This window comes from Rhizobium hidalgonense, assembly GCF_005862185.2.
Taxonomy (GTDB): domain Bacteria; phylum Pseudomonadota; class Alphaproteobacteria; order Rhizobiales; family Rhizobiaceae; genus Rhizobium; species Rhizobium hidalgonense.
This window is the reverse complement of record NZ_CP054027.1, coordinates 2,648,163-2,672,990: the sequence shown is the minus strand read 5'-3', so window position 1 is coordinate 2,672,990 and position 24,828 is coordinate 2,648,163. Positions and strand designations below refer to the sequence as shown.

Below are 24,828 nucleotides of genomic sequence, written 5' to 3'. Positions count from 1 at the left end.
CCTGCCTCTTGCTGTCTCTGGCGGGTCTATAAAGAGTGCTGCCCGCCGGGGCAAGCATGCGCTGTGGGCAAAGGCTTATGTCCCCATGCATTTTCGCCAAAATTCCGATAGAGCAGAATGAACCGAATCATAACTTCCGGTTTCCCTTTGCCGGGCTCTTACACTAGAAGCGAATAATGACCTCCGCCAACCGGACTGACGAAAAACTCGCAGAACTCAACCAGCCGAGCCTGTGGTCCGGCATCAATGCCTATCGGTCCGATCCGCTGATCGTCGATCTGACGGCGGCCTTGCCGCGCGGTATCCGCGAAGACCTGGAAAATATGGGCCGTTACGTCACATCGCCGGAGGCGCAGGAGCTGGCGCGCATGGCGAACCAGGGGGCGCCGCAGCTGCGCACCCATGGTCCACGCGGCGAGCGCGTCGATGTCGTCGAGTTCCACCCCGCCTGGCATGCGCTGATGCGCCGCTCGATGTCGGTCGGCCTGCATTCTTCCGTCTGGGATCCGCAAGCCGACACCGAAGCCAAGGATGAAGCCCATAAGGTTCGCGCCGCCCGCTTCTACCTGACGTCACAGCTGGAATCCGGCCATCTCTGCCCGCTGACGATGACCAGCGCCTCCGTCGCCGCGCTCTCGGCCTCGCCCGCGGTGCAGAAGGACTGGGCGCCGAAAATCCTCTCGCGCAAATATGATTCGTCGAACAAGCCCGCCATGCGGAAATCCGCCGTGACCATCGGCATGGGCATGACGGAAAAGCAGGGCGGAACGGATGTGCGGGCCAACCGCAGCGCTGCCGAAAAGGTCAGCGAAGGCATCTACCGGCTGTCCGGCCACAAATGGTTCATGTCAGCCCCGATGAGCGATGCCTTCATCATGCTGGCGCAGACGAAGGAGGGCATGGGCTGCTTCCTCGTGCCGCGCCTGCTGGAGGATGGGTCCGCCAACGGCCTGCAGTTCCAGCGGCTGAAGGACAAGGTCGGCAACCGCTCCAACGCCTCTGCCGAAGTGGAATTCTCAGACACCTTCGGGTTCCTGCTCGGCGGTCCGGATGCCGGCATCCGCACCATCCTCGACATGGTGACGCTGACGCGGCTCGACTGCGCCTTGGCCTCCTCGGGCATGATGCGCGCCTCGCTGGCCGAGGCCGTGCACCACACCCGCGGCCGCAGCGTCTTCGGCAAGATGCTCGTCAATCAGCCGATCATGACGCGGGTGCTGGCCGACATGGCGCTCGATGTCGCCGCCGCCACCGCGCTCTCCTTCCGTCTTGCCGACGCCTTCGACAAGGCGCGTGGCAACGCCGAAGAAGCCGCCTATGCCCGCGTCATGACGCCGGTCGCCAAATATTGGTGCTGCAAGATCGCGCCCGCGCTGATCTACGAGGCGATGGAATGCATCGGCGGCAATGGTTACATCGAGGAGCGCCCGATCGCCCGCCATTACCGCGAGGCTCCGGTGAACGCCATCTGGGAAGGCTCCGGCAACGTCATGGCGCTCGATGTGCTGCGGGTGCTCAACCGCGGCAAGGATCTGTTCGAAACGGTTTTCGCTGGCCTTGCCCGCGACCTCGGCCCTGCCGGCAAGAAGACCATCGACGTGCTGCGCGCCGCAATCGCGCTCTGCGAACAGGATGAGGGCGCCGCGCGGCTGCTCGTCGAGCAACTGGCGCTTGCCGCCGGTGCCGCCGAACTCTACCGGCTCGGGGCAGGGCGCATCGCCGATGCCTTCATCGAGACGCGTCTCGCCGGCGGCTGGCGCTCGACCTACGGCATGCTCGATTCCCGCTTCGACGCCAGCTACATCGTCGATTTGCTCTATCCGCCGGCGGCCTGATCGCAGGCAGTGAGCCGCCGACCCTTGAGATCAGGCGATCCTGAGACCGAGATGCTCGGCCATCGGATCGAAATCACGATCATCGTGCAGGAGTGAATGGCCCTCTTGTATGCAGAATGTGCCTATGATCAAGTCCATGGTCTTGCGCACTGTGATGCCGCGTTCCCGTAACAGACGGTAGTTGCGAGCTGCCCGAATGGCCAGGCTCTCGCCAAGCATCGGGCGAATGGTGAATTGGCGCAAGCTCGCTTCGATGGTGGCTGCATGGCGTTCGTTGCGCGCGCCCTGGAGCACTTCCAGAAGGATAACATCACCGACAAGAATCTCTAGCGGATCCTCGATATCCTGCAGGCGTCGTCTTGCGGCGCTTTCTATCCCGCGCAGATGTGTAATCCAGACCGAGCTGTCGACGACGATCACTGGTTATCGTCCGGCCGATCGCGACGCATCTCGTCGAGATCGCCTTCCCAGCCGATTCCCGAGAGATTTGCGATCGCATTTTTCCGGCGGTGTCTGTCGACAAGGCTTCGCAGTGCCTGTTCGATGGTGGCTTTTTTCGTCGCCAATCCCGTGGCGGTCATTGCCGCGTCGAGCAAGGCGTCATCGATATCTATATTCGTCCGCATTTTCACCTCATGTGTATAATCTTCTTAAAAGATACACATCAGCGTCACGCGGTTCAAGATCGACGCTGACGCCATCGCCACAAACAAAAATCCGGCCGCGTCGCCGCGGCCGGATTGATCATTTATGTCCGAAAATCAGCTTTCAGAAGAAGCCACGGCGCTGCCACCAGCCGGCTTTCTTCGGCTTGCCGTCTTCGCCTTCGGCGTTTTCAGCGCGGGTGGACTTCACCGTCGGCTCGGAGGAGGTGATGTTGGATTCGCGGTTGGCGCGAACCGGCTTTGCCTCTTCCTGCGCTTCTTCCTGAACGGGTGTTCCGAGATCGGCGGCGGCTACCGCCAGTTCCGGTTCAGCCACGGCCGTCGGTGCTGTCTCTGCCACCGGCTCTTCGACCGGCGCTGCTGCGGCTTTGCGACGGCCGCGGCCACGGGCCGGCTTCAGATCCTCGGTGACGACGGCCGCACCCTCGACAGCGGCGGCTGCGGCCTGGCTTTCGCCCGCCTGCTCGACAACCGTTTCGACAGTTTCGGCTTCCTGGGAAGTGCCGTCGTTCGCGATGTCGTCGCCTTCGCCCTCTTCGACGCCCTCGTCACTGCCATTGTCTTCACCGGCTTCGCCGGCCGTCAGTTCGGAACCATCCTCGGCGCGGTTGCGGCGGCCGCCACGCTTGCCGCGACGGCGGCGCTTGCGGCGCTGCGATTCTTCGCTTTCAGCCAGTGTCTCGGGCGTGCCCTCGGCGTTTTCATCGCCTTCGCTGCCTTCGTCGTCACCGTCCTCATCCTCGTCGCCGGCTTCGCCTGCAGCCGATACCGGCTGCTCGGCATTGCCGTTGCGGCCGCGCCGACGCCGGCGGCGCTTGCGCTTGCGGTTTCCGTCACCCTCGCCTTCCGAGCGTGCCGCGACGGGTCGCTCGGCGGTGGCCGGCTTCTCCTCGAGTTCCTCGTCTTCGTCCTCATCCATCTCAATGACGATGTCGTCATCGTCATCCTCAGGAATAGCTGCGAAGTTGAAGAGCGTCTCGATTTTGACCGGGTTCTCCACGGCATCGCCCCGATCGATGGCGAAATGCTGCGCGCCGACCGAACCATCCGCATCGATGACGATAGCGACGCCGAAACGATTTTCGTAGTCGATGATCGTCTGGCGCTTGTGGTTGAGCAGGTAGAGCGCGATGTCAGGCGTGGTGCGTACGCTGATATTGTGCGTGGTATTCTTGAGCAGATATTCCTCGATACCGCGCAGGACATGCAGCGCAACGGAGGATTGCGAACGCACATGGCCACTGCCGCCGCAATGCGAGCAGACCTGCGTGGTCGATTCGAGAACGGAGGCGCGGATGCGCTGGCGCGACATTTCGAGCAGGCCGAAATGCGAGATCCGGCCGACCTGAATGCGGGCGCGGTCGTTCTTCAGGCACTCCTTCAGCTTCTTCTCGACTGCGCGGTTGTTGCGCTTCTCTTCCATGTCGATGAAGTCGATGACGATCAGGCCGGCAAGGTCGCGCAGGCGAAGCTGGCGGGCGACCTCGTCGGCCGCCTCGAGGTTGGTCTGCAGCGCAGTGTCCTCGATCGAGTGTTCGCGCGTTGAGCGGCCGGAGTTGACGTCGATCGAGACCAGCGCTTCCGTCTGGTTCATGATCAGGTAGCCGCCGGACTTCAGCGTGACCTGCGGCTGCAGCATGCGGTCGAGCTGCGCCTCGATGCCCGAACGCGAGAAGATCGGGTGGATGTCACGATAGGGCTGAACAACCTTGGCATGGCTCGGCATCAGCATCTTCATGAAGTCTTTCGCTTCACGATAGCCTTCTTCGCCGGAGACGATGATCTCGCCGATATCCTTGTTGTAGAGGTCGCGGATCGAGCGTTTGATCAACGAGCCTTCCTCATAGACGAGGCAGGGAGCGGTGGACGCCAGCGTCAGCGTACGCACGTTTTCCCAGAGGCGCATCAGATATTCGAAGTCACGCTTGACCTCGACCTTGGTGCGGTTGGCGCCGGCGGTGCGAAGGATGACGCCCATGCCCTGCGGCACCTCGAGCATGCGCGCGATTTCCTTCAGGCGCTTGCGGTCGGCAGGGTTGGTGATCTTGCGGGAAATTCCGCCGCCGCGCGCCGTGTTCGGCATCAGCACGGAATAGCGGCCGGCAAGCGACAGGTAGGTGGTAAGGGCCGCGCCCTTGTTGCCGCGCTCTTCCTTGGCAACCTGCACGAGCAGGATCTGACGGCGCTTGATGACTTCCTGGATGCGGTATTGCTTGCGCGGCTTGCGCTGCACCCGGTCCGGCACTTCTTCCATCGCGTCTTCGGCGCCGACGGATTCGATGACTTCCTCTTCGCCGTGATCGTCATCGTCGTCGTCATCATCGTGGCGACGCTTGCTGGTATCGACGTCCTCGGAAATCTCGTCGGTTTCCACCATGGCGGCCATTGCGCTGCCGGTCGAGCCATCATCCTCGTTGTCGACGTTCGCAGCGCCTTCGGCTTCGACGTCTGTGGGAACGGCGTCCTCGGTCGCGGTCGTCTCGGCAACCGGCTCGGCTGCCTTCTTGCGGCTGCGGCGCGGCCTTGCCTTCTTGGCCGGCGCTTCCTCGGTGGCCTCGGGCGCTGCCGCGGCCTCAACCGCCGCCGGCTCTTCAGTTGCGGCAGAAATTTCCGGCGCCTCTACCGGCACGATGCCGACATCCGGCTGATCCTGCTTGGACAGATCGACCATCGGCGCGGTTTCGACATGCTCGACGTCTTCGTCGCGGCGATGCTCCTCGGCTTCGGCCCGAAGCAGCGCCTGACGGTCGGCGAGCGGTATCTGATAATAGTCAGGATGGATTTCGGCGAAGGCCAGGAAGCCGTGCCGGTTGCCGCCGTAATCGACGAAGGCGGCTTGCAGCGAGGGCTCGACCCTCGTTACCTTTGCCAGATAGATGTTGCCGCGGATCTGCTTCTTGTGCTGGGACTCGAAGTCAAATTCTTCTATGCGGTTCCCGCGAACGACAACGACGCGCGTCTCTTCCTCGTGAGACGCATCGATAAGCATTTTGTCTGCCATGTAAGCTGAGCTCCTCGGCGTGGCCGCGAGAGCGCATTCCCGACTGCTGTTGAAACAGAAAGAATGCGGTCCGTCGTGGCCGCGCCGGATAATGAAAGTCGCGCCTGATGCGAGGGGGAGGGCAGCAGCCAGACCGCAGCCGGAACCATTTCGGTCCGGGGCCTGTACACTTCAGATAAAACCTGCTGCGAAACCATCAACAACCAAGCGTGATCGACAAATACGAAGACCCGTTCGGGTCCGATGAGTTTGCTCCCTGAGAGCGTGGTGGCTGATCCACCAATGAATTCCGACAATGAGCCGGAAAATCAGGATCCAGTTCAAAGGATGAAGCGCATGAGACGGCGGACGATGACCGGTGTGGCGCCAGGTCCTGATCTGGCTGGCAGCCTTTGCGGCGACTCTATCCCGTCAACACTTTATCCTAAAATTCGTTGTATGTTTTCCGTGTCACAATAGCAAGGGAAAAGCCAAATGTGCCATAATATTGATGGATTTCGTGACGCATAGAAGCTGGGATAAAGCGATTGCGATTCGGCAGGCCGCAACGGGTATTTCGTCCAAGCGACGTTCGACGCGGCCGCGTCGGCTCCATCGCAATACAGATAGGGTGTGGCGGTTTATTGTTTAAGAGGGCTCGGATCGCGGCGAAGTCCGCAGAGTGGCGATCGACATTCGCGAGGCGGGTTCTGATAGTGCTTCTGGCCGTCAGCCTATTGCCGGCCGTTGCCGGCTCCGTCGAGGCCAAAGATCCGCTGCTTGCCTATGGCGCGCGTATCGTCGGCGACGATGCAAGGAGCCGCATCGTCATAGATTTCGATCGCGAACCCCGCTTCTCCGTCCACTATATCGCCAATCCGGAACGCATCGTCATCGACCTGCCGGCGACCGCCTTCGGTTTTCCGGCCAAGGATCTCGCCGCCCGCGGCCTGTTCAAGGATATCCGTTACGGCAAGATGGACGAGGAAAGCGCCCGCATCGTCCTGACGACCGCAGGGCCGGTGAAGCTGGCGCTCGCCAAGGTGCAGGCCGACGAGTCCGGCAAGGGGCATCGTCTGGTGCTTGATGCCGAGATGATCGACAAGCAGGCCTTTGCCGAACTGGTCAAGACGCAATCCTGGAGTGACCAGAGTGAGGCGGCCCAAACGACGAGCGCCATTCCGGCTCCTGAGAAAACCGCCCCCGGCGATTTCGTCATCGCCGTCGACGCCGGCCATGGCGGCATCGATACCGGCGCGATCGGGGTCGACACCAAGACCGAGGAAAAGCAGGTGACGCTTGCCTTCGCCAAGGCCCTGACCGAGCGGCTGAACAAGGAGCCGGGCATTAAGGCTTTCCTGACGCGCGAAGATGACGAGTTCCTGTCGCTTTCGCAGCGGGTGCTGATCGCCCGCCAGAACCACGCAGGCCTGTTGATTTCGCTGCATGCCGACACATTGAAGCAGAAGGATATCCGCGGCGCCACCGTCTACACGATCTCCGACAAGGCATCCGACAAGCTCGCCGCCGATCTGGCCGAACGTGAAAACCTCTCCGACCAGATTGCCGGCAAGGAGACGGTCGCCGAGCCGCCCGAGGTCGCCGATATCCTGCTCGATCTGACCCGGCGCGAGACCCAGGCCTTCTCGATCTCGCTGGCCGAGAGCGTGCTGAATTCCTTCAAGGATCAGGTCGGCACCATCAACAATCCACACCGTCATGCCGGTTTCCGCGTGCTGCAGGCCCCTGACGTGCCGTCGATCCTTCTCGAGCTCGGCTTTCTCTCGAATGCCGAGGACGAGAAATTGCTGCTCGACGAGACCTGGCGCGGCAAGATCGTCGGTCTTTTGACCGAGGCGGTGAAGCGCTACCGCGCCGCCGTCATCGCCAATGGCGGCTAGTGCCTGCCCCCCTAAATCCATCGTGGTTGAGGTTGGCAGAATCCATGAAAACAAAGACTTAACGTGCGTTGCGTGACTCAAATTCTGAGCAGGATTCCTCGGATTGGCGGCGGGGACGGGCGTTGCTTGGATGTGACAGTGCTGATGAAACGCGCCCGCAGCGGTGAATGCGGCGGGCAGAGCCCTATTTTCCTCACAATCGCGCCGTTACTCCGGCTTATGTTTCGTAAGCCTTGAGCGCGGAATCGGCTTGTGGCGGTAACGCTCATGGAGTAAGCCGCGCAACGTGCAAATTGCCTTGATCCGTGCAATCGTGGCGTTCTGCGCCGATTGAAGATCGAAGAGACCGGTAGCTGAAAATATGGTTAGACTTTTTGGATATTTCTTCGGAATGGCCTGCGTCCTGTTTCTGGTCGCGGCGGCGGGGGTTGCCATCTACCTCGCCAACGTCGCGAAGGATCTCCCGGACTATGCCGTTCTGAACAGCTATGCGCCGCCGGTGACCACCCGTGTCCACGCCGGCAACGGCGCTCTAATGGCCGAATACGCCAAGGAAAAGCGCCTCTTCCTGCCGATCCAGGCCGTCCCCGACCGCGTCAAGGCGGCCTTCCTGTCGGCCGAAGATAAGAATTTCTACAATCATCCGGGCGTCGATCTCACCGGTCTCGGCCGCGCCATCCTCGTCAACCTGCAGAATTTCGGTTCCGGCCGCCGCCCCGTCGGCGCTTCCACGATCACCCAGCAGGTGGCCAAAAACTTCCTTTTGAGCTCTGACCAGACGATCGACCGCAAGATCAAGGAAGCGATCCTGTCCTTCCGGATCGAGCAGGCCTACAGCAAGGACAAGATCCTCGAACTCTACCTGAACGAGATCTTCTTCGGCATGAATTCCTACGGCATCGCCGGCGCCGCGCTTACCTATTTCAACAAATCGGTCACCGAATTGACCGTCGCCGAGGCCGCGTATCTCGCCTCGCTGCCGAAGGGGCCTGCCAACTACCATCCTTTCCGCCATCCCGAGGCAGCCCTCGAGCGCCGCAACTGGGTGATCGACCGCATGGTCGAGAACGGCTATGTCAGCCAGAGCGACGGCGAGGACGCCAAGAAGCAGCCGCTCGGCGTCACCGCCCGCTCGACCGGCCCGTCGCTCTTTGCTTCGGATTATTTCGCCGAAGCCGTGCGCCGCCAGCTGATCGACCAATATGGTGAAAAGGTTCTCTATGAGGGCGGCCTTTCGGTGCGCACCTCGCTCGATCCGCAGATGCAGCTCGCTGCCCGCAAAGCGCTGCAGGACGGTCTGGTGACCTATGACGAGCGCCGCGGTTTCCATGGGCCCATCAAGCAGATCGATGCAAGCGGTGACTGGGGCAAGGCGCTTGCCGATATTCCCACCCTCTCCGACGTGCCGGAATGGCGGCTTGCCGTCGTGCTTGCGGTCTCCGACAGCAATGTCGATATCGGCCTGCAGCCGCCCAAGGATGGCAGCGGCAAGGTTTCAGCCGACCGTCAACGCGGCACCATCGACGCCAAGAACATGCAATGGGCCTTCCGGTCGTCCGACGGCGCCCGCAAGACGACGAAATCGCCGGTCGGCGCAGTCGCCCCCGGTGACGTCGTCTATGTCGCAAAGCTCGGCGACGCTGCGTCGACCTCTTATCGGCTGCAGCAACCGCCGAAGGTGCAGGGTGGTCTGGTCGCCATGGACCCGAAGACCGGCCGCGTGCTCGCCATGGTCGGCGGCTTTTCCTATTCGCAGTCCGAATTCAACCGCGCCACCCAGGCGATGCGCCAGCCGGGCTCCTCGTTCAAGCCCTTCGTCTACGCCGCGGCGATGGACAATGGCTACACGCCGGCTTCCGTCATCATGGATGCGCCGATCGAGATCGTCTCCGGCGGCCAGGTCTGGAAGCCGGAAAACTACGGCGGCGAAGTCGGCGGCCCGTCGACGCTGCGCTCGGGTATCGAGCATTCGCGCAATCTGATGACGGTGCGCCTCGCCAACGATCTCGGCATGAACATCGTCGCCGAATATGCCGAGCGCTTCGGCATCTACGATCACATGCTGCCGGTTCTCTCCATGTCGCTCGGCGCCGGCGATACCACGGTGCTGCGCATGGTCTCGGCCTATTCGGTCATCGCCAATGGCGGCAAGCAGATCAAGCCGACTTTGATCGACCGCATCCAGGACCGCTACGGCAAGACGATCTTCAAGCACGAGGAGCGTCTCTGTGAAGGCTGCAATGCCGGCGACTGGCAGAACCAGGAAGAACCCAACGTCGTCGACAACCGTGAAACCGTTCTCGACCCGATGACCGCCTATCAGATCACCTCGATGATGCAGGGCGTCATCCAGCGCGGCACCGCAGCCGGCAAAATCGATCTCGGCGGCCGCGACGTCGCCGGCAAGACCGGCACTACCAACGACGAGAAGGACGCTTGGTTCGTCGGCTTCACCCCGGATCTGGTCGCCGGCCTCTATATGGGCTTCGATACGCCGGCCCCGCTCGGCCGCGGCGGCACCGGCGGCGGTCTCTCCGCCCCAATCTTCAACGAATTCATGCAGGCTGCGGTCAAGGATTCGCCGGAATCGAAATTCGTCATCCCGCCGGGCATGAACCTGATTTCGATCGACCGCAAGACCGGCATGGCCGCCGTCGACGGCGATCCGAACACCATCATCGAGGCCTTCAAGCCCGGCACCGGCCCGGCCGACAGTTTCTCCGTCATCGGCATGGACAGCACAATGGCGCCGGAAGAGATCCTGAAGACTTCGCCGCAGGCAAACCAGGCCGTCCAGACCGGCACGCCCGGCCTGTTCTGACCGCCGCCTGATTTTTGAACGCCCGCGCGGCCTTTACATCCGCGGCGGGCGTCTCTATGTCCACCAGCACCGGAAGAACCAGACAGAGAAGCAGGAATATGCGAGCCGAAATCGAAAACGTTGTCGATGAAACCAAGCAGGCTATCACCCTGCTGAGGAGGCATCTTTGACTGGGACCAGGCGATAAGACGGCTGGACTGGTTGAACAACAAGGCAGAGGATCCGAACCTCTGGAACGACGCTACCGAAGCGCAGAAGCTGATGCGCGAGCGTCAGCAGCTCGATGACGGCATCAGTGGCGTCAAGCAGCTGGAACAGCAGCTGAATGACAATATCGAGCTGATCGAACTCGGCGAGGAAGAGGGCGATGAAGGCGTCGTCAAGGAAGCCGAGGACACGCTGAAGGCCTTAAAAGCCGAGGCTGCGCGCCGCCAGGTGGAGGCGATGCTCTCCGGCGAGGCCGACGGCAACGACACCTATCTCGAAGTCCATTCCGGCGCCGGTGGCACTGAAAGCCAGGACTGGGCGAACATGCTGCTGCGCATGTACACTCGCTGGGCCGAACGCCAGCGTTTTAAGGTCGAGCTTCTCGAAGTTCATGACGGCGAAGAGGCGGGCATCAAATCCGCAACCCTGCTCGTCAAGGGCCACAATGCCTATGGCTGGCTGAAGACGGAATCGGGCGTGCACCGGTTGGTGCGCATCTCGCCTTACGATAGCAACGCGCGTCGCCACACCTCCTTCTCGTCGATCTGGGTCTATCCCGTGGTAGACGACTCGATCCAGATCGAGATCAACGAAGGTGATTGCCGCATCGACACCTATCGTTCGTCGGGCGCCGGCGGCCAGCACGTCAACACGACAGACTCGGCCGTGCGCATCACCCATATGCCGACCGGCATCGTCGTTCAGTGCCAGCAGGAGCGTTCGCAGCACAAGAACCGCGCCAAGGCCTGGGACATGCTGCGCGCCCGCATGTACGAAGCCGAGCTGAAGAAGCGTGAGGACGCCGCCAGCGCCGAAGCCGCCTCCAAGACGGATATCGGCTGGGGCCACCAGATCCGCTCCTACGTGCTGCAGCCCTACCAGCTGGTCAAGGACCTGCGCACCGGCGTCGCCAGCACCGCGCCGGATGACGTGCTGGACGGCGAGCTCAACGAGTTCATGGAAGCGGCCCTTGCCCACCGCATCAGCGGCGCCGCCGACGCAGTCGTCGACGATGTGGACTGATGGACAAAACCAGGACTGAGACGAGAAAGCCCCGGAGACGGGGCTTTTTTATGCTCAGGCGATCGCTTCGACGGTGCTGTCCTGGAACAGCGCTGCCGACAGATCGGCAATCTCGTCATGAATGGCTGCGCGCTCGACGCCCGGGGGATCGGTAAAGAGCTCTGCGGCAAAGGCGAGGCCGAGTGCGGTGCCCTCCGGCACGAAGACATAATGTCCAAGCCCGCCGCCGAAGATGCTAAGAGAACCGCGCCGGAGCCGCGCATGCAGCCATGCCGAACATTCCTCGGCCGGCGCCGCCCTGTCGGCATCGCCGACGAGAATGAGGGCGGGCGCGTCGACGGCTTTCAGGCTTTCCTCGCTGAAACCGAGAACGGACCGGCCCGGCGCGCACAGGAGCGCAGCCTTGATTCTGTCGTCCCGGTAGGACTTCGACATCCGCGACCATGAATCGCGAAACACATCGCTGCTGCGAAGCAAGGTGGGGATATGGTCGGCAAGATCGGGAAATTCCCTTGGTCCGCGCGCCCCACCCGACTTCATTCTTGATGGTTCGAATTGCGAAAACTGGGCGACAGCGCCAAGAAGCAGCATCACGCTATAGGCGCCGGCCGAAAATCCGGCGGCGAACACGCGGGTCATATCGATAGAACAGGAGAGATCACCGAGCCAGTCATCGCTGTGGTCGAGCATAAAGCTTAGATCCGGCGCCCGCTCCCAAAGGCAGGCGAAGCCTTCGGCGCGATAGGGCTCGTTGCCGGTATTGCCGTGATGGTTGACGCCGAGCGCTGCAAATCCGCGCTCGGCGAGCCGTCGCGCCAGCCACTCCAGTCCGGCCGCGGATCCGCCGGTGCCATGTGACAACAGGACGAGGGGATGGGGCAGGAGATCCGGCCGGATGGGTGCGTTGCGGGCGATGGCGGCCTTCTTGAACCAGCTTCTTTCCGTTGCATCGCTTTCCCGCGCCTCATCGGCAGCGGGATACCACAGCGACCAGCTGATGGGTCTGGGACCGTTTGCGTCCCAGTTCGACCTGTTTTTGTCGTAAAGCACGCCATCGCGGAAGCCGAGTTTCATCTCTTCCACTCTTTCCCGAACGCTTCCCCGTGGTTCAATTCGTCGCTTTCTCGACGGTGATGTCGCCGAATTCATCGATCAGCACGGTCCAGCCATCCGGCTCGGCCTGGGGATCGGTCTTCAGATAGATCGTCGCGAATAGCCCCGGCTCCTTGATGATGCCGTTCGAATTTTCCGGGCGTATATCGGTAATGTAAGGCTTGAGGTCGCTGATCTCCTGCAGTTCGACGGTAGAAGCGATCGCCGGACCGGTCTCGGTCTGGGCGACCTGCTGCAGATAGACCTTCGAGGTCCTGTCTGGCTGTCTTACGGCAAAGAGCTTGTAGTAGCCGTGGCGCTGCGTGCGCTTTCCTTCGGGGTTGGCAACGGGCTCGGCGCCTGTCGGCGCCCGCTCGACATCAGGGGCGTTGCCGTCATCCTCCCAATAGCCGGTGCTGGTCGCGAAAATCACCGATGCCGGCAGGATGTCATCGTGCGCGGGCAAGGCTGCGGCCGACCATCCGATGAAAAAAACCGTGGTCATCAATATCCGTCGCACGGCCATCGTCTCAATCCTTGAACTGCTCGGCGAGAATACGGTCGGACCAGGAACGGTCGGGATCGGAAAGAATGCGTGCCGTCATATGTTCCGACTGGGCAATGCGGACATGCAGCACCGATTTGACCTCGGTATTGTCGGCCACCGCATTTACCGGCCGCTTCACCGGCTCGAGCACATCGATATCGACGGTCACCTTGTTCGGCAGCAGAGCGCCCCGCCAGCGCCGCGGCCGGAAAGCGCTGACCGGCGTCATGGCGAGCAGCGGCGCCTCGAGCGGCAGGATCGGGCCATGGGCGGAAAGATTATAGGCCGTCGACCCGGCAGGGGTCGCCACCATCAGCCCGTCGCAGATCAGCTCCTCCAGGCGCACGCGTCCGTCCACCGTCACCTTCAGGTTCGCCGCCTGATAGGACTGGCGGAAAAGATAGACCTCATTGATGGCGAGCGCCGTCGAGTTGGTGCCGTCGGCATTGGCCGTCGTCATCTGCAATGGCCGGAAGACGTTTTCGACGGCGAGGCAGATGCGCTCCTGAAGCTGTTCGCTGCGATAGTCGTTCATCAGGAAGCCGACCGAGCCGCGGTTCATGCCGTAGACCAGCTTGCCGGAATTCATGGTGTTGTGCAGCGTCTGCAGCATGAAACCATCGCCGCCGAGCGCGACGATGACATCGGCATCGTCAGCCGGCACATCGCCATAGATACGAATCAACTCCTCGCGCGCGGCGAGCGCCTCCGTCGTCGGTGAGGCGATAAAGGAAAGAGTCTGAAATGAACGGCCCATGCAATGCCCTTTGTGAAGCTGCTCTAGCTAACGGATAAAGTGCTGGTGCGACAAGGACGTTTTCTCCAACCAAGCGTTTGAGCGGCAGCCGACCCGTCCGCACAGACACGAATTTTCCTTTACAGAATCATAGAATCTGCTAGTTGGGCACCTATTGCCCTTGTAGCTCAGTTGGTAGAGCACCTGATTTGTAATCAGGGGGTCGCGGGTTCGAACCCTGCCGGGGGCACCATTTTTTCCGCGCGGTACCGCTCGTCCAGACCATGATCTCGATTCGATGCGCTCGATCGCGCCGGCAGATCTTTCCAGCCATCACGTATCGTTTGATGAACCTTGTCTGAAGGGCTGCTTCAGCGCCAATTCAGCCGTGCGAACTTATCTTCGCCTCATCATCAATGAGGAAACTGCCATGAGGCTCGCACATCTCTTTCTCGCCGCAACCCTTTCTGCCGGTGCGGCTTTCGCGTCCGTCGCACCGGCCGCCGCCATGCCGGCCGACCGGCCTGCGGTCTCGGCGCAGGGCGATATCATTCAAATCCGCGATGGCTGGCGCCATGATCGCGACCGGGACTATCGTGACGACCGTGGCTGGCGTGACGACCGTGGCTGGCGCGACGAGGGCGATTGGCGCCGGTCCGACTGGCGCGACGATGACCGCCGCTGGCGGCGGTGGCGTGCAGAGCGTTGGCAGGAACGGCGCGAGTGGCGCCATCGCAATCGCGATATGCCTTTCTGGCTCTATCGCAGCTGATCGTAGCTGAGAGGAACGGCCCGGATCATCCGGGCCATTTTTCAATGAGCGACGGGCTCGTTGACGCTCGCCTCGATCCTGCTGCCATTGCCGGTCTGGCCGGCGCCGGAGGGCGATAGGATTGCGATGCTGAGCACGGAAACGACCATGAAGGCGACGACGGCAATCATTATGCGCATAGGCGTTCAATCCTCATTCAGTGGGGATTAACGCGCGATTGCCGCCGGCGTTCCTATCAGCCTATTGCACCGTTCCCGGCGTCGCGGGGCCGGGCGCCGTCGGCGACAGGGGATCGGGCTGGTGGATGGGATGAGACGTGTCCACCCAGATGATGCTGAGAATGATCCCGACGAAGACCGCGATGAAGAGGATACCGAAAATCAGCGGTCGAATAGCCATGATGGGGATCGTTCCTTCTTGCTTCCGACCGGTCGTTGCGATCGGTCATCGCCCGATCATAATGCTCCAGGAGGTCTTTCCAAGGCAAAATCGAATTTCTCCGGCATCCGTCGTGCCTTGCGCGGCTATCGCCGGCATTCGTTTTCCATCTGTCGCACCGGCTTGAACTGTGTCAGGGATGCCTGAAACAATTGGGGACGGACGCGATGAAACGGACGGTTATAACATCGGTCATTGTCGCGGCATTCGTCTGCGTCGCCGGAGCCTCTTCAGACCCAGCAGCTTTCGACAAGCCGATAAAAGTGGATGTCGTCACTCTGCCGAAGGATGAGCTCAATCCCGATGCAAAGCCGAAGATCACCTGCAGCCGCTATCCCGCCTTCATGGTCAAGGAGGTCGATCTCGGTGAGGTCGGCGCCGAAAAACTGGCGCTGCTTGCAGCCGAAGCGCCCTGTGAGCGCGCCGGCGGGCGCGAGTGGGTGATCGAGGACGATACCGCCGGCTATCTCATGGGCGTCAGCGGTGGTTTCGTCTTTTTCCGTGCCGCGGATGGATGGAACGGCGGGCTGCCCTTCGTCGTCTACGATGCGGCGACGGGCGAGCGGCTGCTTGACGATTCGTTTGAGGGCGAGGACTTTGCCGTGATCAGCAGCGGGAAGGGGGAGCTGACCGTTCATTTTCGTCGCGTCTACACGGCATCCTGCTCGCTCTACCTGAAGGAGGCCGACTGCGCGAAGGCGATTACCGCCGATACCGGCCTGTCACTGACCCAACTGCCTGATTGCGCCGCAGCCTATAAGGCGGAAATCAAACGCAGCCCCGATCACGCAAGCGAAATTGAGAAACTGCCGAGCGTTATCGTCTACCCCATCGAATTGGCCTACGCGGCTGGCGATACGACGCGCCGGCCGATGGATGGCCCGACCACTTGCGGGAGGCCCGACTGACGGAGAATCAGCGACGCACGAGCGAAAGCGGCTTGCCGCCTTCCTGCTTCGATTTGTCGAAATTGCCGTCGGCGCGCATGTCGAAGCTAAGGGATGAACCGTCACCGCCCATCAGCGTCAGCCCGAAACCCTCGATATGCCAGACCGCAAGCTTGAGCTTGGCGACATTGGCGGCGCAGTCACCGGAAAGTGACAATGGCGCATTGCCGTCCGTCCCGACATTGCTGCCGAGCGTTACGCCGCAAAGCCTTTCGCCGTCCGGCCGTTGCATTGTCCACGGCCCGGCAAGGCTGTTGACGGTCGGCAGGTGATCGACGCCGTCGGGTGCCGCGCTCAGCAGGAACAGCTTGCCGTCCTCAGTCTTCATCGGCGAGCCTTCGTTTTCGACGAAACGGGCGATCACTTTGCGCGTCGGATCGATCAGGATGAGGCCGCCATTGCCGTCGAAATTCCACGAAGAGGCTTCCGCGAGGGCCGGCAACGGCTTGGCGCAGGCGTCCTGCCCGGAAACCGAATAACCGCCGATCGCCATGTCGGTTTCGAGCGTCATCCTGCATCCCGTGCGCCCGTCTTCGGGCGCGACGAGATAGGTTCCTGCCTGCGCTTTGAGGATATCGGGATCGATATCCTGTCCGTACGCCAGACCGCAGGCGAGCAGGGCGGCTGCGGTAGCCGCGAGCCGAAAGACGAAACGGATCATGACAGTTCCCCTTTGTCGCGGCCCGCCTGCGGACCAGCCTATGCCTTCAGGTAAAGCCGCGCCGCATAAAGCGCGATCGCCGCCGCATTCGAGACGTTCAGCGATTTGATCGCGCCCGGCATGTCGAGACGGGCAAGTGCGTTGACGGTTTCCCGCGTCTTCTGGCGAAGACCCTTGCCCTCGGAGCCGAGCACCAGCGCCACTTTCTTGCCCGAAAACGTGCCTTCGAGCGCCGCAGGCCCCTCCGAATCGAGGCCGATGGTGGAGAAGCCGAGCTTGTGCAGTTCACCGAGTGCATCGGCGAGATTGGTCACCTGTATATAAGGTATCAGTTCCAGCGCGCCGGAGGCGGACTTGGCGAGGACGCCTGACTCGGTTGGGCTATGTCTCTGAGTAGTGATAACGGCGCCGCAATTGAAGGCGACGGCCGAGCGCATGATCGCGCCGACATTGTGGGGATCGGTGACCTGGTCGAGGACGAGCAGGAGAGGGCTGTCCTTCAGTGCTTCGAGACGGCGCACCGGCAGCGGTCGCGTTTCCAGCATGACGCCCTGATGGATCGCCTCGGGGCCGAGCACCTTGTCGATATCCTGCGGCGAGACAATCTCGAAGGGGATTCCGAGCGTTTCGGCGTCGACTTCGAGCCGCGCCAGGGCGTTCTGCGTCACGAAGAGCTTGATCTTCTTGCGCTCGGGATTGTCGAGGGCGGCGCGCACCGTATGCAGGCCGTAGAGATGCACCTGGTCAGGCGCCAGCGCCGGCGGTTTCCAGTCCTCAGCCCCGCGCCTGCGTTTCTGCGGCTGAGGTGTCGGAATTTCGCCGCGTTCGCGCTTGGCGTCGCGATGCGCGCGCCGCAGCGTGGCGTAATGCGTGTCCTTGGCCGATGGGTCTGTCGCGGCCTTGCCGCCGGGTTTTTTGTCTTTGCTCATGCGGCTTTATAGCCATGGCGCTCGCCGCCGCATAGGCTTTCTTTCATATGCCGGCTTTCGGCGGAGAATGAAATTTTTCGTGTTTTTTCCGTTGTTGTCGTGTTGACAGACTGAAATGCTCCGGTCATATACGCGGCGCAGACGACGGGCGGCAACGCTTCAAAGTCTGACAAACTTGGTCTTCTAGATCCGGACGAAAAACTGGAGAGATGCCCGAGTGGTTAAAGGGGACGGACTGTAAATCCGTTGGCTCAGCCTACGTTGGTTCAAATCCAACTCTCTCCACCATTCGTCATCGGATCGGACCACCCCGCGGGTATAGCTCAATGGTAGAGCAGCAGCCTTCCAAGCTGAATACGCGGGTTCGATTCCCGCTACCCGCTCCAGTTCTCCGAAGCCCGTTTATGCGCCCGACGCTGCCGCGATAATTCCGCAGGTCGATGTTTCGCAAGCGGCTCTCGACTGACGGAAGAGTGCGTTCCAGCCCTGGCCGCCCGTGCCTCATCTCTCGCAGTCCACGCGATTTTCTCCAAGGATTTCAGTGATTTTCCCCCGCATGCCGGCGAATCGCCTTGCAGCCGGCGAATTGTCCCCCATATGCGCTGTCACACCAAGATTGGCGTCTGCAATTAAGTCTTGCGCAATTTCGCCGAAAGCCTTAAACGGCGGCACTAAACCGGTTCGCCGGGGCCCACAATTTCGTTCACAGGAAGCATTCAAATGGCAAAGAGTAAGTTTGAGCGCAACAAGCCGCACGTCAACATCGGCACGATCGGCCACGTTGACCACGGCAAGACGTCTCTGACGGCAGCGATCACGAAGTACTTCGGTGAGTTCAAGGCGTACGACCAGATCGACGCTGCTCCGGAAGAAAAGGCCCGTGGCATCACCATTTCGACGGCCCACGTCGAATATGAGACGCCGGCCCGCCACTACGCGCACGTCGACTGCCCCGGCCACGCCGACTACGTCAAGAACATGATCACCGGTGCTGCCCAGATGGACGGCGCGATCCTGGTGTGCTCGGCCGCTGACGGCCCGATGCCGCAGACGCGCGAACACATCCTGCTGGCCCGCCAGGTCGGCGTTCCGGCGATCGTGGTGTTCCTGAACAAGGTCGACCAGGTTGACGACGCCGAGCTTCTCGAACTGGTCGAGCTCGAAGTTCGCGAACTGCTGTCGTCCTACGACTTCCCGGGCGACGATATCCCGGTCGTCAAGGGTTCGGCACTGGCCGCTCTCGAAGACAGCGACAAGAAGATCGGCGAAGACGCGATCCGCGAGCTGATGGCTGCGGTCGACGCCTACATCCCGACGCCTGAGCGCCCGATCGACCAGCCGTTCCTGATGCCGATCGAAGACGTGTTCTCGATCTCGGGCCGTGGTACGGTTGTGACCGGCCGCGTCGAGCGTGGCATTGTCAAGGTTGGCGAAGAAGTCGAGATCGTCGGCATCCGCGCGACCTCGAAGACGACGGTGACCGGCGTTGAAATGTTCCGCAAGCTGCTCGATCAGGGCCAGGCCGGCGACAACATCGGCGCACTGGTTCGCGGTGTGAACCGTGACGGCGTCGAGCGTGGCCAGATCCTGTGCAAGCCGGGCTCTGTCAAGCCGCACAAGAAGTTCATGGCCGAAGCCTACATCCTGACGAAGGAAGAGGGTGGCCGTCATACGCCGTTCTTCACCAACTACCGTCCGCAGTTCTACTTCCGCACGACGGACGTCACGGGCATCGTAACGCTGCCGGAAGGCACGGAAATGGTCATGCCGGGCGACAACGTCACGGTTGCCGTCGAGCTGATCGTTCCGATCGCGATGGAAGAAAAGCTGCGCTTCGCCATCCGCGAAGGCGGCCGCACCGTCGGCGCCGGTATCGTTGCTTCGATCGTCGAGTAATCCTGGGATTACCCGAATTTCAGGAAAAACCCCGCTGGAAACGGCGGGGTTTTTTCGTTTTGATGCCTATCTGGGTGTTTAACAGGTGTTGTAAAAATATCGTTAAATTCACCCGTCACAGTATTTTGTTCATCTCACATTCAGAAACCGGTTGTGATTGGTTCATTTTAGTCCAGACTCCTTCATGCAAAGAGGAGAGCCCGGATGATTCCAAAGGCCACGTTCGTTGCGACGATATTCGCGATGTATGTTTTCACGATGTTTTTCATCGCTGCAATTCCGCAGGAGGTTGTTCAGGCAGCCGGAGTGCAGATCGGTGACATAAGCGTCGTCAAGTGACGATTTAAGCAGTTCATCGCAGGCTTTGCGGTGATCGGAAATGACTGCCACGTGGCCCGGATAGGGAGCGCTCGGCGATGCGGGGGTGAACCCTTGCCGGACGCTCGCTTGCTCTTCGCGCGGAAGCGTCTAACTATGCCTCCGATGTTATGACGCGGAGGATATTTCCCATGAAGAAGCGAATTCTGTTTACGGGCGGTTCGGGCAAGGCAGGTCGCCACACCGTGCCGTGGCTCGTCAATGCAGGTTACGAGGTTCACAACCTCGATCTCCTGCCGCTGGACAGTCCCGGCGTCACCAATCTCATTGCCGACATCACGGACAGCGGTCAGGTCTTCAACGCGCTGTCGATGCACCGAGATTTTCCCGATCTCGATGCGGGCAGGGGCGTGCAGCCCTTCGATGCCGTCGTGCATTTCGCCGCCATTCCGCGTATTCTGATCAAGCCCGACAATGAGACTTTCCGCATCAACACGATGGGCACTTATAATGTCATCGAGGCGGCGGTGAAGCTCGGCATCAGGAAGATTATCATCGCATCCAGCGAGACGACGTATGGCGTCTGCTTCGCCGAAGGCCATCGCGATTTCCACCAGTTCCCGCTGGAGGAAGACTACGACGTCAATCCGATGGATTCCTACGGGCTTTCCAAGGTGGTGAACGAAAAGACGGCCCGCGCCTTTGCCGAGCGTTCGGGCTTCGACATCTATGCGCTGCGTATCGGCAACGTCATTGAGCCGCACGAATATGAGAGGTTCCCCACCTATTTCGCCAATCCCGAGATGCGCAAGCGCATTACCTGGAGCTATATTGACGCCCGCGATCTCGGACAGATCTGCCATCTCTGCATCGAAAAGGACGGCCTGGGCTATCAGGTCTTCAACGCCGCCAACGACACCGTCTCGGCCAACACGCCGTCGAAGGAGCTTGCCAAGCGATTCTTCCCGAACGTGCCCTTCACCCGCGAGATCGGCGAATATGAAGGCCTGCTCTCCAACCGCAAGATTCGCGAGGTGCTGGGTTTTAAAGAAGAGCACGATTGGCGGAAATATGTGAAGGTCTGAACCCTTCTCGGTGGCGGGACGGGCAAGCCGATGGCTCGCAAATGCGCAGAATGGCTTTGAAAAACGAAATTCGTGCTTGCCAATCCGCTGCCGTCGTCTTAAAGGGAGCGCCATGCTTTTCAGCAGCGATTTGCGGGTCTTGGCCCAGACGCTGAATGATCGGTATGAAGGGGTATAGCTCAGTTGGTAGAGCGGCGGTCTCCAAAACCGCAGGTCGTAAGTTCGAGCCTTACTGCCCCTGCCATTTTCCTCGTGCGGAACAGCGCGGACATGCTCGCGGCATTCCGGCCGGGGATTTATGGGCAATGACTTATTTCGTTAAACTTCGGTTTCCCTCTTGTGTATTCGGAAATCGGTGTTTATTTAGGGTTCAACAGACACGCGGTGCGTGGGGCTGATAGTTTCAGCTTTACGCGCCGTAATTGCGTGGGCAGTCGATGGCATCCAAATCCAATCCGTTTGCGTTTCTGCAGCAGGTTCGCTCCGAGACGTCCAAAGTTACATGGCCGTCGCGCCGCGAGACGATGATCTCGACGGTCATGGTGCTTGTGATGGTGGTTTTCGCCGCGCTGTTTTTCTTTGCCGCTGACCAGCTGATCGGCTGGGTTCTGAGCTTCGTGCTCAATACCGGCAACTGATACGGGTGGAGATGAAAATGGCGGCACGTTGGTACATCGTCCACGCATATTCAAATTTTGAAAAGAAGGTAGCTGAAGACATCGAGAACAAGGCTCGCCAGAAGGGGCTTGAGCACCTGTTCGAGAAGATCCTCGTGCCGACCGAAAAGGTGGTGGAAGTGCGTCGCGGCCGCAAGGTCGATTCCGAGCGCAAGTTCTTCCCGGGCTATGTCATGGTTCGTGCCAATCTGACGGACGAAGCCTATCACCTGATCAAGAATACGCCGAAGGTGACAGGTTTCCTCGGCTCCGACAATAAGCCCGTTCCGATTCCGGATCATGAGGCCGAGCGCATTCTCGGTCAGGTCCAGGAAGGTGTCGAGCGGCCGAAGGCCTCCATTACCTTCGAGATCGGCGAGCAGGTGCGTGTTTCCGACGGCCCGTTCGCGTCGTTCAACGGCACGGTTCAGGATGTGGACGAAGAGCGTTCGCGCCTGAAGGTTGAAGTGTCGATCTTTGGCCGCGCAACGCCGGTTGAGCTGGAATACGCTCAGGTCGAGAAGGTCTGATTGTATGAGATTGGAAGCTGGCCCTTGCGGCCTGTTTCCCGCGGACCTTGTCCGCACCCGCGTGGAAGGTGAGGGGTCTTAGCCGGACCCTAATGATCCGCACCACGCAACCGCAGCCGCCGGAGAGATCCGGCATCACGGGTCGGGCGACCGGCCGTTCATGAAAGGCAGAGAGATATGGCTAAGAAAGTTGCAGGCCAGCTCAAGCTTCAGGTCAAGGCAGGATCGGCAAACCCGTCCCCGCCGATTGGTCCGGCGCTTGGTCAGCGTGGCATTAACATCATGGAATTCTGCAAGGCGTTCAATGCCGCCACGCAGGAAATGGAAAAGGGTATGCCGATCCCGGTCGTCATCACCTACTACCAGGACAAGTCCTTCACCTTCGCGATGAAGCAGCCTCCGGTCAGCTACTGGCTGAAGAAGGAAGCGAAGATCACATCCGGTTCCAAGACGCCCGGCAAGGGCGCCAAGGCCGGCTCCCTCACCAAGGCTCAGATCAAGTCGATCGCAGAAGCCAAGATGAAGGATCTGAACGCAGCGGATATCGAAGGTGCAATGGCGATGATCGAGGGCTCTGCCCGCGCCATGGGCCTGGAAGTGGTGGGTTAAGATCATGGCTGGTAAGCGCACGCAGAAGATCAACGAAGGTGTTGATCCCACCAAGCTCTATGCTCTCTCCCTGGCCATCGGTATGGTCAAGGAACGGGCTGTGGCCAAGTTCGACGAAACCATCGAAGTCTCGATGAACCTCGGCGTCGACCCGCGCCATGCGGACCAGATGGTTCGCGGCGTCGTCAACCTGCCGAACGGCACCGGCCGTACGGTTCGCGTTGCTGTCTTCGCTCGTGGCGTCAAGGCTGATGAAGCCAAGGCCGCCGGTGCTGATATCGTCGGCGCTGAAGAGCTCGTCGAAATCGTCCAGGGCGGCAAAATCGAATTCGATCGCTGCATCGCCACCCCCGACATGATGCCGCTCGTCGGCCGTCTCGGTAAGGTTCTCGGACCCCGCGGCATGATGCCGAACCCGAAGGTCGGCACCGTCACCATGGATGTGGCCGGAGCCGTCAAGGCTTCCAAGGGCGGTGCTGTCGAGTTCCGCGTCGAGAAGGCTGGTATCGTCCATGCCGGCATCGGCAAGGCCTCTTTCGATGCCAAGGCTCTGGAAGAAAACATCCGCGCCTTCGCTGACGCCGTCATCAAGGCGAAGCCGGCCGGCGCCAAGGGCAACTACGTCAAGCGCGTGGCGATTTCTTCGACCATGGGCCCGGGCGTCAAGATCGAAGTCGGCTCGGTCACCGCAGCTCCGACTGCGTAAGTTGATTGCCGGACCTCGGTCCGGTCACTGAAATTCCGGCCTCGCGAGGGGCCGGAATATTCCGGAGAAATCCGGAATCCTGTCCGAGATTGCAGGTGGTTTTCCCTTAATCACTTCGCCTGCATGAGACGGGTAAGACCCGAATTGCATGAAGTTCGCTTCTCGTAACTCGGTTCGAGCCTTGGATGCCTTGTGCCTCTTTAGCCTTGAATGGCGCGGGAGCGCGGGGGGACAGGATCCTCAAGCGTCGCTTGGGATCTCACATGATCCCGGGAGGCAAAGGCAACCCGGCGGGCCCGTTTTCGGTCCCGCCAACTGGAGATAGGCAGTGGAAAGAGCGGAAAAACGCGAATTCGTCACGGAACTGAGTGAAGTCTTCAAGGCTTCGGGCTCAGTTGTCGTGGCCCACTATGCTGGTGCCACAGTCGCGCAGATGAACGACTTTCGTTCGAAGATGCGTGCAGCTGGCGGCACCGTCAAAGTCGCGAAGAACCGCCTGGCCAAAATTGCCCTTCAGGGTACGGAAGCGGAAGGGATCACCGATCTCTTCAAGGGTCAGACGCTGATTGCATACAGCACCGATCCGATCACCGCTCCGAAGGTCGTCATGGATTTCGCCAAGACCAACGACAAGATCGTTGTTCTGGGCGGCGCCATGGGAACAACCACGCTCAACGCCGATGCAGTCAAGTCGCTTGCGACCCTGCCTTCGCTCGATGAGTTGCGTGCGAAGCTGCTGGGCATGATCCAGACACCGGCTACCCGCATCGCTGGAGTTGTTGCAGCACCGGCAAGCCAGCTTGCCCGCGTGTTTGCGGCCTACGCCAAGAAGGACGAAGCCGCTTAAGGCGGTTTTTCGCTGTTTATAATCAACCGGTTCGAACCGAACAAAAGGAACTAGTAAAATGGCTGATCTCGCAAAGATCGTTGACGACCTCTCCTCGCTGACCGTTCTGGAAGCTGCAGAACTGTCGAAGCTTCTCGAAGAAAAGTGGGGCGTTTCCGCTGCTGCTCCGGTAGCTGTTGCTGCCGCTGCTGGTGGTGCTGGCCCGGCTGTCGTTGAAGAAGAAAAGACCGAGTTCGACGTCATCCTCGCGGATGCCGGCGCCAACAAGATCAACGTCATCAAGGAAGTCCGCGCCATCACCGGTCTCGGCCTCAAGGAAGCCAAGGACCTCGTCGAGGCCGCTCCGAAGGCTGTCAAGGAAGGCGTTTCCAAGGCTGAAGCCGCTGACATCAAGAAGAAGCTTGAAGACGCCGGCGCCAAGGCCGACGTCAAGTAATCTTGAACTGCTTTTGGGAGGCAGTCTCGACTGCCTCCCATTTGCCGTTTTTCTGAACGAATTACCCAAAAGCCGCGTCAAACCGGCTTTTGGGTAATGGGTTCTTCAAAAGGATAGTCTCGCGCCGAGGGCAGCACAGCAATCCGAGCTGAGCGTTTTCGGGAGTCGGACGAGATTGAACTACCCATTGA

26 protein-coding genes and 4 tRNA genes are annotated in these 24,828 nt (G+C 60.7%); 19 read left to right on the top strand and 11 right to left on the bottom strand.

The window, feature by feature from the left end; genetic code table 11:
• The first annotated feature begins 176 nt into the window (after positions 1–176).
• Positions 177–1,835: an acyl-CoA dehydrogenase family protein gene (locus FFM81_RS12905; protein WP_138384870.1), complete on the top strand. Its 1,659-nt coding sequence runs from the start codon at positions 177–179 to the stop codon at positions 1,833–1,835.
• A 30-nt stretch (positions 1,836–1,865) separates the two neighbouring features.
• On the opposite strand, the gene vapC is transcribed toward FFM81_RS12905, so the two are convergent.
• The 3 genes from vapC to FFM81_RS12890 all read right to left on the bottom strand — a co-directional run bounded on the left by vapC (position 1,866) and on the right by FFM81_RS12890 (position 5,501).
• On the bottom strand, positions 1,866–2,255 hold the full coding sequence (gene vapC / locus FFM81_RS12900; RefSeq protein ID WP_138384871.1) for a type II toxin-antitoxin system VapC family toxin: 390 nt from the start codon (positions 2,253–2,255) through the stop codon (positions 1,866–1,868).
• Positions 2,252–2,461 carry a type II toxin-antitoxin system VapB family antitoxin gene (locus FFM81_RS12895; RefSeq protein WP_025415900.1) on the bottom strand — a complete coding sequence of 70 codons (210 nt, stop codon included), beginning with the start codon at positions 2,459–2,461 and terminating at the stop codon, positions 2,252–2,254. The genes vapC and FFM81_RS12895 overlap by 4 nt, the downstream gene beginning before the upstream one ends.
• Positions 2,462–2,603: 142 nt before the next feature.
• Complete coding sequence (locus FFM81_RS12890; protein ID WP_138384872.1) at positions 2,604–5,501, bottom strand: Rne/Rng family ribonuclease; 2,898 nt, start codon at positions 5,499–5,501, stop codon at positions 2,604–2,606.
• Between the two features lie 623 nt (positions 5,502–6,124).
• Between FFM81_RS12890 and FFM81_RS12885 the strand changes: the two genes are divergently transcribed.
• From FFM81_RS12885 to prfB, 3 genes are all read left to right on the top strand, one after another.
• Entirely contained in the window at positions 6,125–7,381 is a 1,257-nt protein-coding gene (locus FFM81_RS12885) for an N-acetylmuramoyl-L-alanine amidase (protein WP_138384873.1), read from the top strand.
• A gap of 361 nt (positions 7,382–7,742) precedes the next feature.
• A complete protein-coding gene (locus FFM81_RS12880) occupies positions 7,743–10,202 on the top strand; it encodes a penicillin-binding protein 1A (RefSeq protein WP_138384874.1) in 2,460 nt (819 codons plus the stop codon).
• Positions 10,203–10,300: 98 nt separating this feature from the next.
• Positions 10,301–11,432, top strand: a protein-coding gene (prfB, locus tag FFM81_RS12875; protein ID WP_003573848.1) for a peptide chain release factor 2 whose coding sequence is annotated in 2 segments (ribosomal slippage) — positions 10,301–10,369 and positions 10,371–11,432 — 1,131 coding nt in all. Because the reading frame shifts where the segments join, the coding sequence is not laid out codon by codon here.
• 54 nt (positions 11,433–11,486) lie between these two features.
• Here prfB and FFM81_RS12870 read toward each other — a convergent pair.
• From FFM81_RS12870 to FFM81_RS12860, 3 genes are read right to left on the bottom strand one after another with little or no spacing between them, the layout of a single operon-like run.
• Positions 11,487–12,506, bottom strand: coding sequence for an alpha/beta hydrolase family protein (locus FFM81_RS12870; RefSeq protein ID WP_003573846.1), 1,020 nt, complete (start codon positions 12,504–12,506; stop codon positions 11,487–11,489).
• A 34-nt stretch (positions 12,507–12,540) separates the two neighbouring features.
• Positions 12,541–13,050, bottom strand: a complete 510-nt coding sequence (locus tag FFM81_RS12865) for a hypothetical protein (protein WP_138384875.1) — start codon at positions 13,048–13,050, stop codon at positions 12,541–12,543.
• A gap of 4 nt (positions 13,051–13,054) precedes the next feature.
• Positions 13,055–13,828: an NAD kinase gene (locus FFM81_RS12860; protein ID WP_003573842.1), complete on the bottom strand. Its 774-nt coding sequence runs from the start codon at positions 13,826–13,828 to the stop codon at positions 13,055–13,057.
• A gap of 156 nt (positions 13,829–13,984) precedes the next feature.
• Here FFM81_RS12860 and FFM81_RS12855 point away from each other — a divergent pair.
• Positions 13,985–14,060, top strand: a tRNA-Thr gene (locus FFM81_RS12855).
• A gap of 105 nt (positions 14,061–14,165) precedes the next feature.
• Positions 14,166–14,579 (top strand): hypothetical protein, encoded by a 414-nt coding sequence (locus FFM81_RS12850; RefSeq protein WP_172643070.1) that lies wholly within the window; start codon positions 14,166–14,168, stop codon positions 14,577–14,579.
• A gap of 41 nt (positions 14,580–14,620) precedes the next feature.
• Here the strand turns inward: FFM81_RS12850 and FFM81_RS12845 are convergent, their stop codons facing one another.
• Positions 14,621–14,758, bottom strand: a complete 138-nt coding sequence (locus FFM81_RS12845) for a hypothetical protein (protein ID WP_003573837.1) — start codon at positions 14,756–14,758, stop codon at positions 14,621–14,623.
• 61 nt (positions 14,759–14,819) lie between these two features.
• Entirely contained in the window at positions 14,820–14,978 is a 159-nt protein-coding gene (locus FFM81_RS12840) for a hypothetical protein (RefSeq protein WP_003578649.1), read from the bottom strand.
• A 206-nt stretch (positions 14,979–15,184) separates the two neighbouring features.
• On the opposite strand from FFM81_RS12840, the gene FFM81_RS12835 reads away from it, so the two are divergent.
• On the top strand, positions 15,185–15,925 hold the full coding sequence (locus tag FFM81_RS12835; protein WP_138384876.1) for a hypothetical protein: 741 nt from the start codon (positions 15,185–15,187) through the stop codon (positions 15,923–15,925).
• A gap of 7 nt (positions 15,926–15,932) precedes the next feature.
• Here FFM81_RS12835 and FFM81_RS12830 read toward each other — a convergent pair whose 3' ends face one another.
• The 3 genes from FFM81_RS12830 to FFM81_RS12820 are packed head-to-tail and all read right to left on the bottom strand — an operon-like array spanning position 15,933 to position 17,727.
• Positions 15,933–16,625: an AprI/Inh family metalloprotease inhibitor gene (locus FFM81_RS12830; protein WP_138384877.1), complete on the bottom strand. Its 693-nt coding sequence runs from the start codon at positions 16,623–16,625 to the stop codon at positions 15,933–15,935.
• Between the two features lie 38 nt (positions 16,626–16,663).
• Positions 16,664–17,554, bottom strand: coding sequence for a 23S rRNA (guanosine(2251)-2'-O)-methyltransferase RlmB (gene rlmB / locus FFM81_RS12825; RefSeq protein ID WP_003573831.1), 891 nt, complete (start codon positions 17,552–17,554; stop codon positions 16,664–16,666).
• Positions 17,551–17,727: a hypothetical protein gene (locus tag FFM81_RS12820; RefSeq protein ID WP_155256623.1), complete on the bottom strand. Its 177-nt coding sequence runs from the start codon at positions 17,725–17,727 to the stop codon at positions 17,551–17,553. The genes rlmB and FFM81_RS12820 overlap by 4 nt, the downstream gene beginning before the upstream one ends.
• A 30-nt stretch (positions 17,728–17,757) precedes the next feature.
• On the opposite strand from FFM81_RS12820, the gene FFM81_RS12815 reads away from it, so the two are divergent.
• From FFM81_RS12815 to rplL, 12 genes are all read left to right on the top strand, one after another.
• Positions 17,758–17,842 (top strand) — tRNA-Tyr (locus tag FFM81_RS12815).
• A gap of 24 nt (positions 17,843–17,866) precedes the next feature.
• Positions 17,867–17,940: transfer RNA gene (locus tag FFM81_RS12810), tRNA-Gly, on the top strand.
• A gap of 334 nt (positions 17,941–18,274) precedes the next feature.
• The gene (gene tuf, locus FFM81_RS12805) at positions 18,275–19,450 is read left to right on the top strand and encodes an elongation factor Tu (RefSeq protein ID WP_003573803.1); all 1,176 of its coding nucleotides are present in this window, start codon (positions 18,275–18,277) and stop codon (positions 19,448–19,450) included.
• A gap of 204 nt (positions 19,451–19,654) precedes the next feature.
• Positions 19,655–19,789 carry a hypothetical protein gene (locus tag FFM81_RS33135; RefSeq protein ID WP_281070048.1) on the top strand — a complete coding sequence of 45 codons (135 nt, stop codon included), beginning with the start codon at positions 19,655–19,657 and terminating at the stop codon, positions 19,787–19,789.
• A gap of 170 nt (positions 19,790–19,959) precedes the next feature.
• Complete coding sequence (locus FFM81_RS12800) at positions 19,960–20,853, top strand: NAD-dependent epimerase/dehydratase family protein (protein WP_003573828.1); 894 nt, start codon at positions 19,960–19,962, stop codon at positions 20,851–20,853.
• A 168-nt stretch (positions 20,854–21,021) separates the two neighbouring features.
• Positions 21,022–21,097 (top strand) — tRNA-Trp (locus FFM81_RS12795).
• Positions 21,098–21,290: 193 nt separating this feature from the next.
• On the top strand, positions 21,291–21,491 hold the full coding sequence (gene secE, locus FFM81_RS12790; RefSeq protein ID WP_003573826.1) for a preprotein translocase subunit SecE: 201 nt from the start codon (positions 21,291–21,293) through the stop codon (positions 21,489–21,491).
• Between the two features lie 17 nt (positions 21,492–21,508).
• Positions 21,509–22,039, top strand: coding sequence for a transcription termination/antitermination protein NusG (gene nusG, locus FFM81_RS12785; protein ID WP_003573823.1), 531 nt, complete (start codon positions 21,509–21,511; stop codon positions 22,037–22,039).
• 177 nt (positions 22,040–22,216) lie between these two features.
• Complete coding sequence (gene rplK / locus FFM81_RS12780; protein ID WP_003547518.1) at positions 22,217–22,648, top strand: 50S ribosomal protein L11; 432 nt, start codon at positions 22,217–22,219, stop codon at positions 22,646–22,648.
• A 4-nt stretch (positions 22,649–22,652) separates the two neighbouring features.
• Complete coding sequence (rplA, locus tag FFM81_RS12775; RefSeq protein ID WP_003573821.1) at positions 22,653–23,354, top strand: 50S ribosomal protein L1; 702 nt, start codon at positions 22,653–22,655, stop codon at positions 23,352–23,354.
• A gap of 328 nt (positions 23,355–23,682) precedes the next feature.
• Positions 23,683–24,201: a 50S ribosomal protein L10 gene (gene rplJ / locus FFM81_RS12770; protein WP_003573819.1), complete on the top strand. Its 519-nt coding sequence runs from the start codon at positions 23,683–23,685 to the stop codon at positions 24,199–24,201.
• Between the two features lie 58 nt (positions 24,202–24,259).
• Positions 24,260–24,637, top strand: coding sequence for a 50S ribosomal protein L7/L12 (gene rplL, locus FFM81_RS12765; RefSeq protein WP_003573814.1), 378 nt, complete (start codon positions 24,260–24,262; stop codon positions 24,635–24,637).
• The last annotated feature ends 191 nt before the right edge of the window (positions 24,638–24,828 follow it).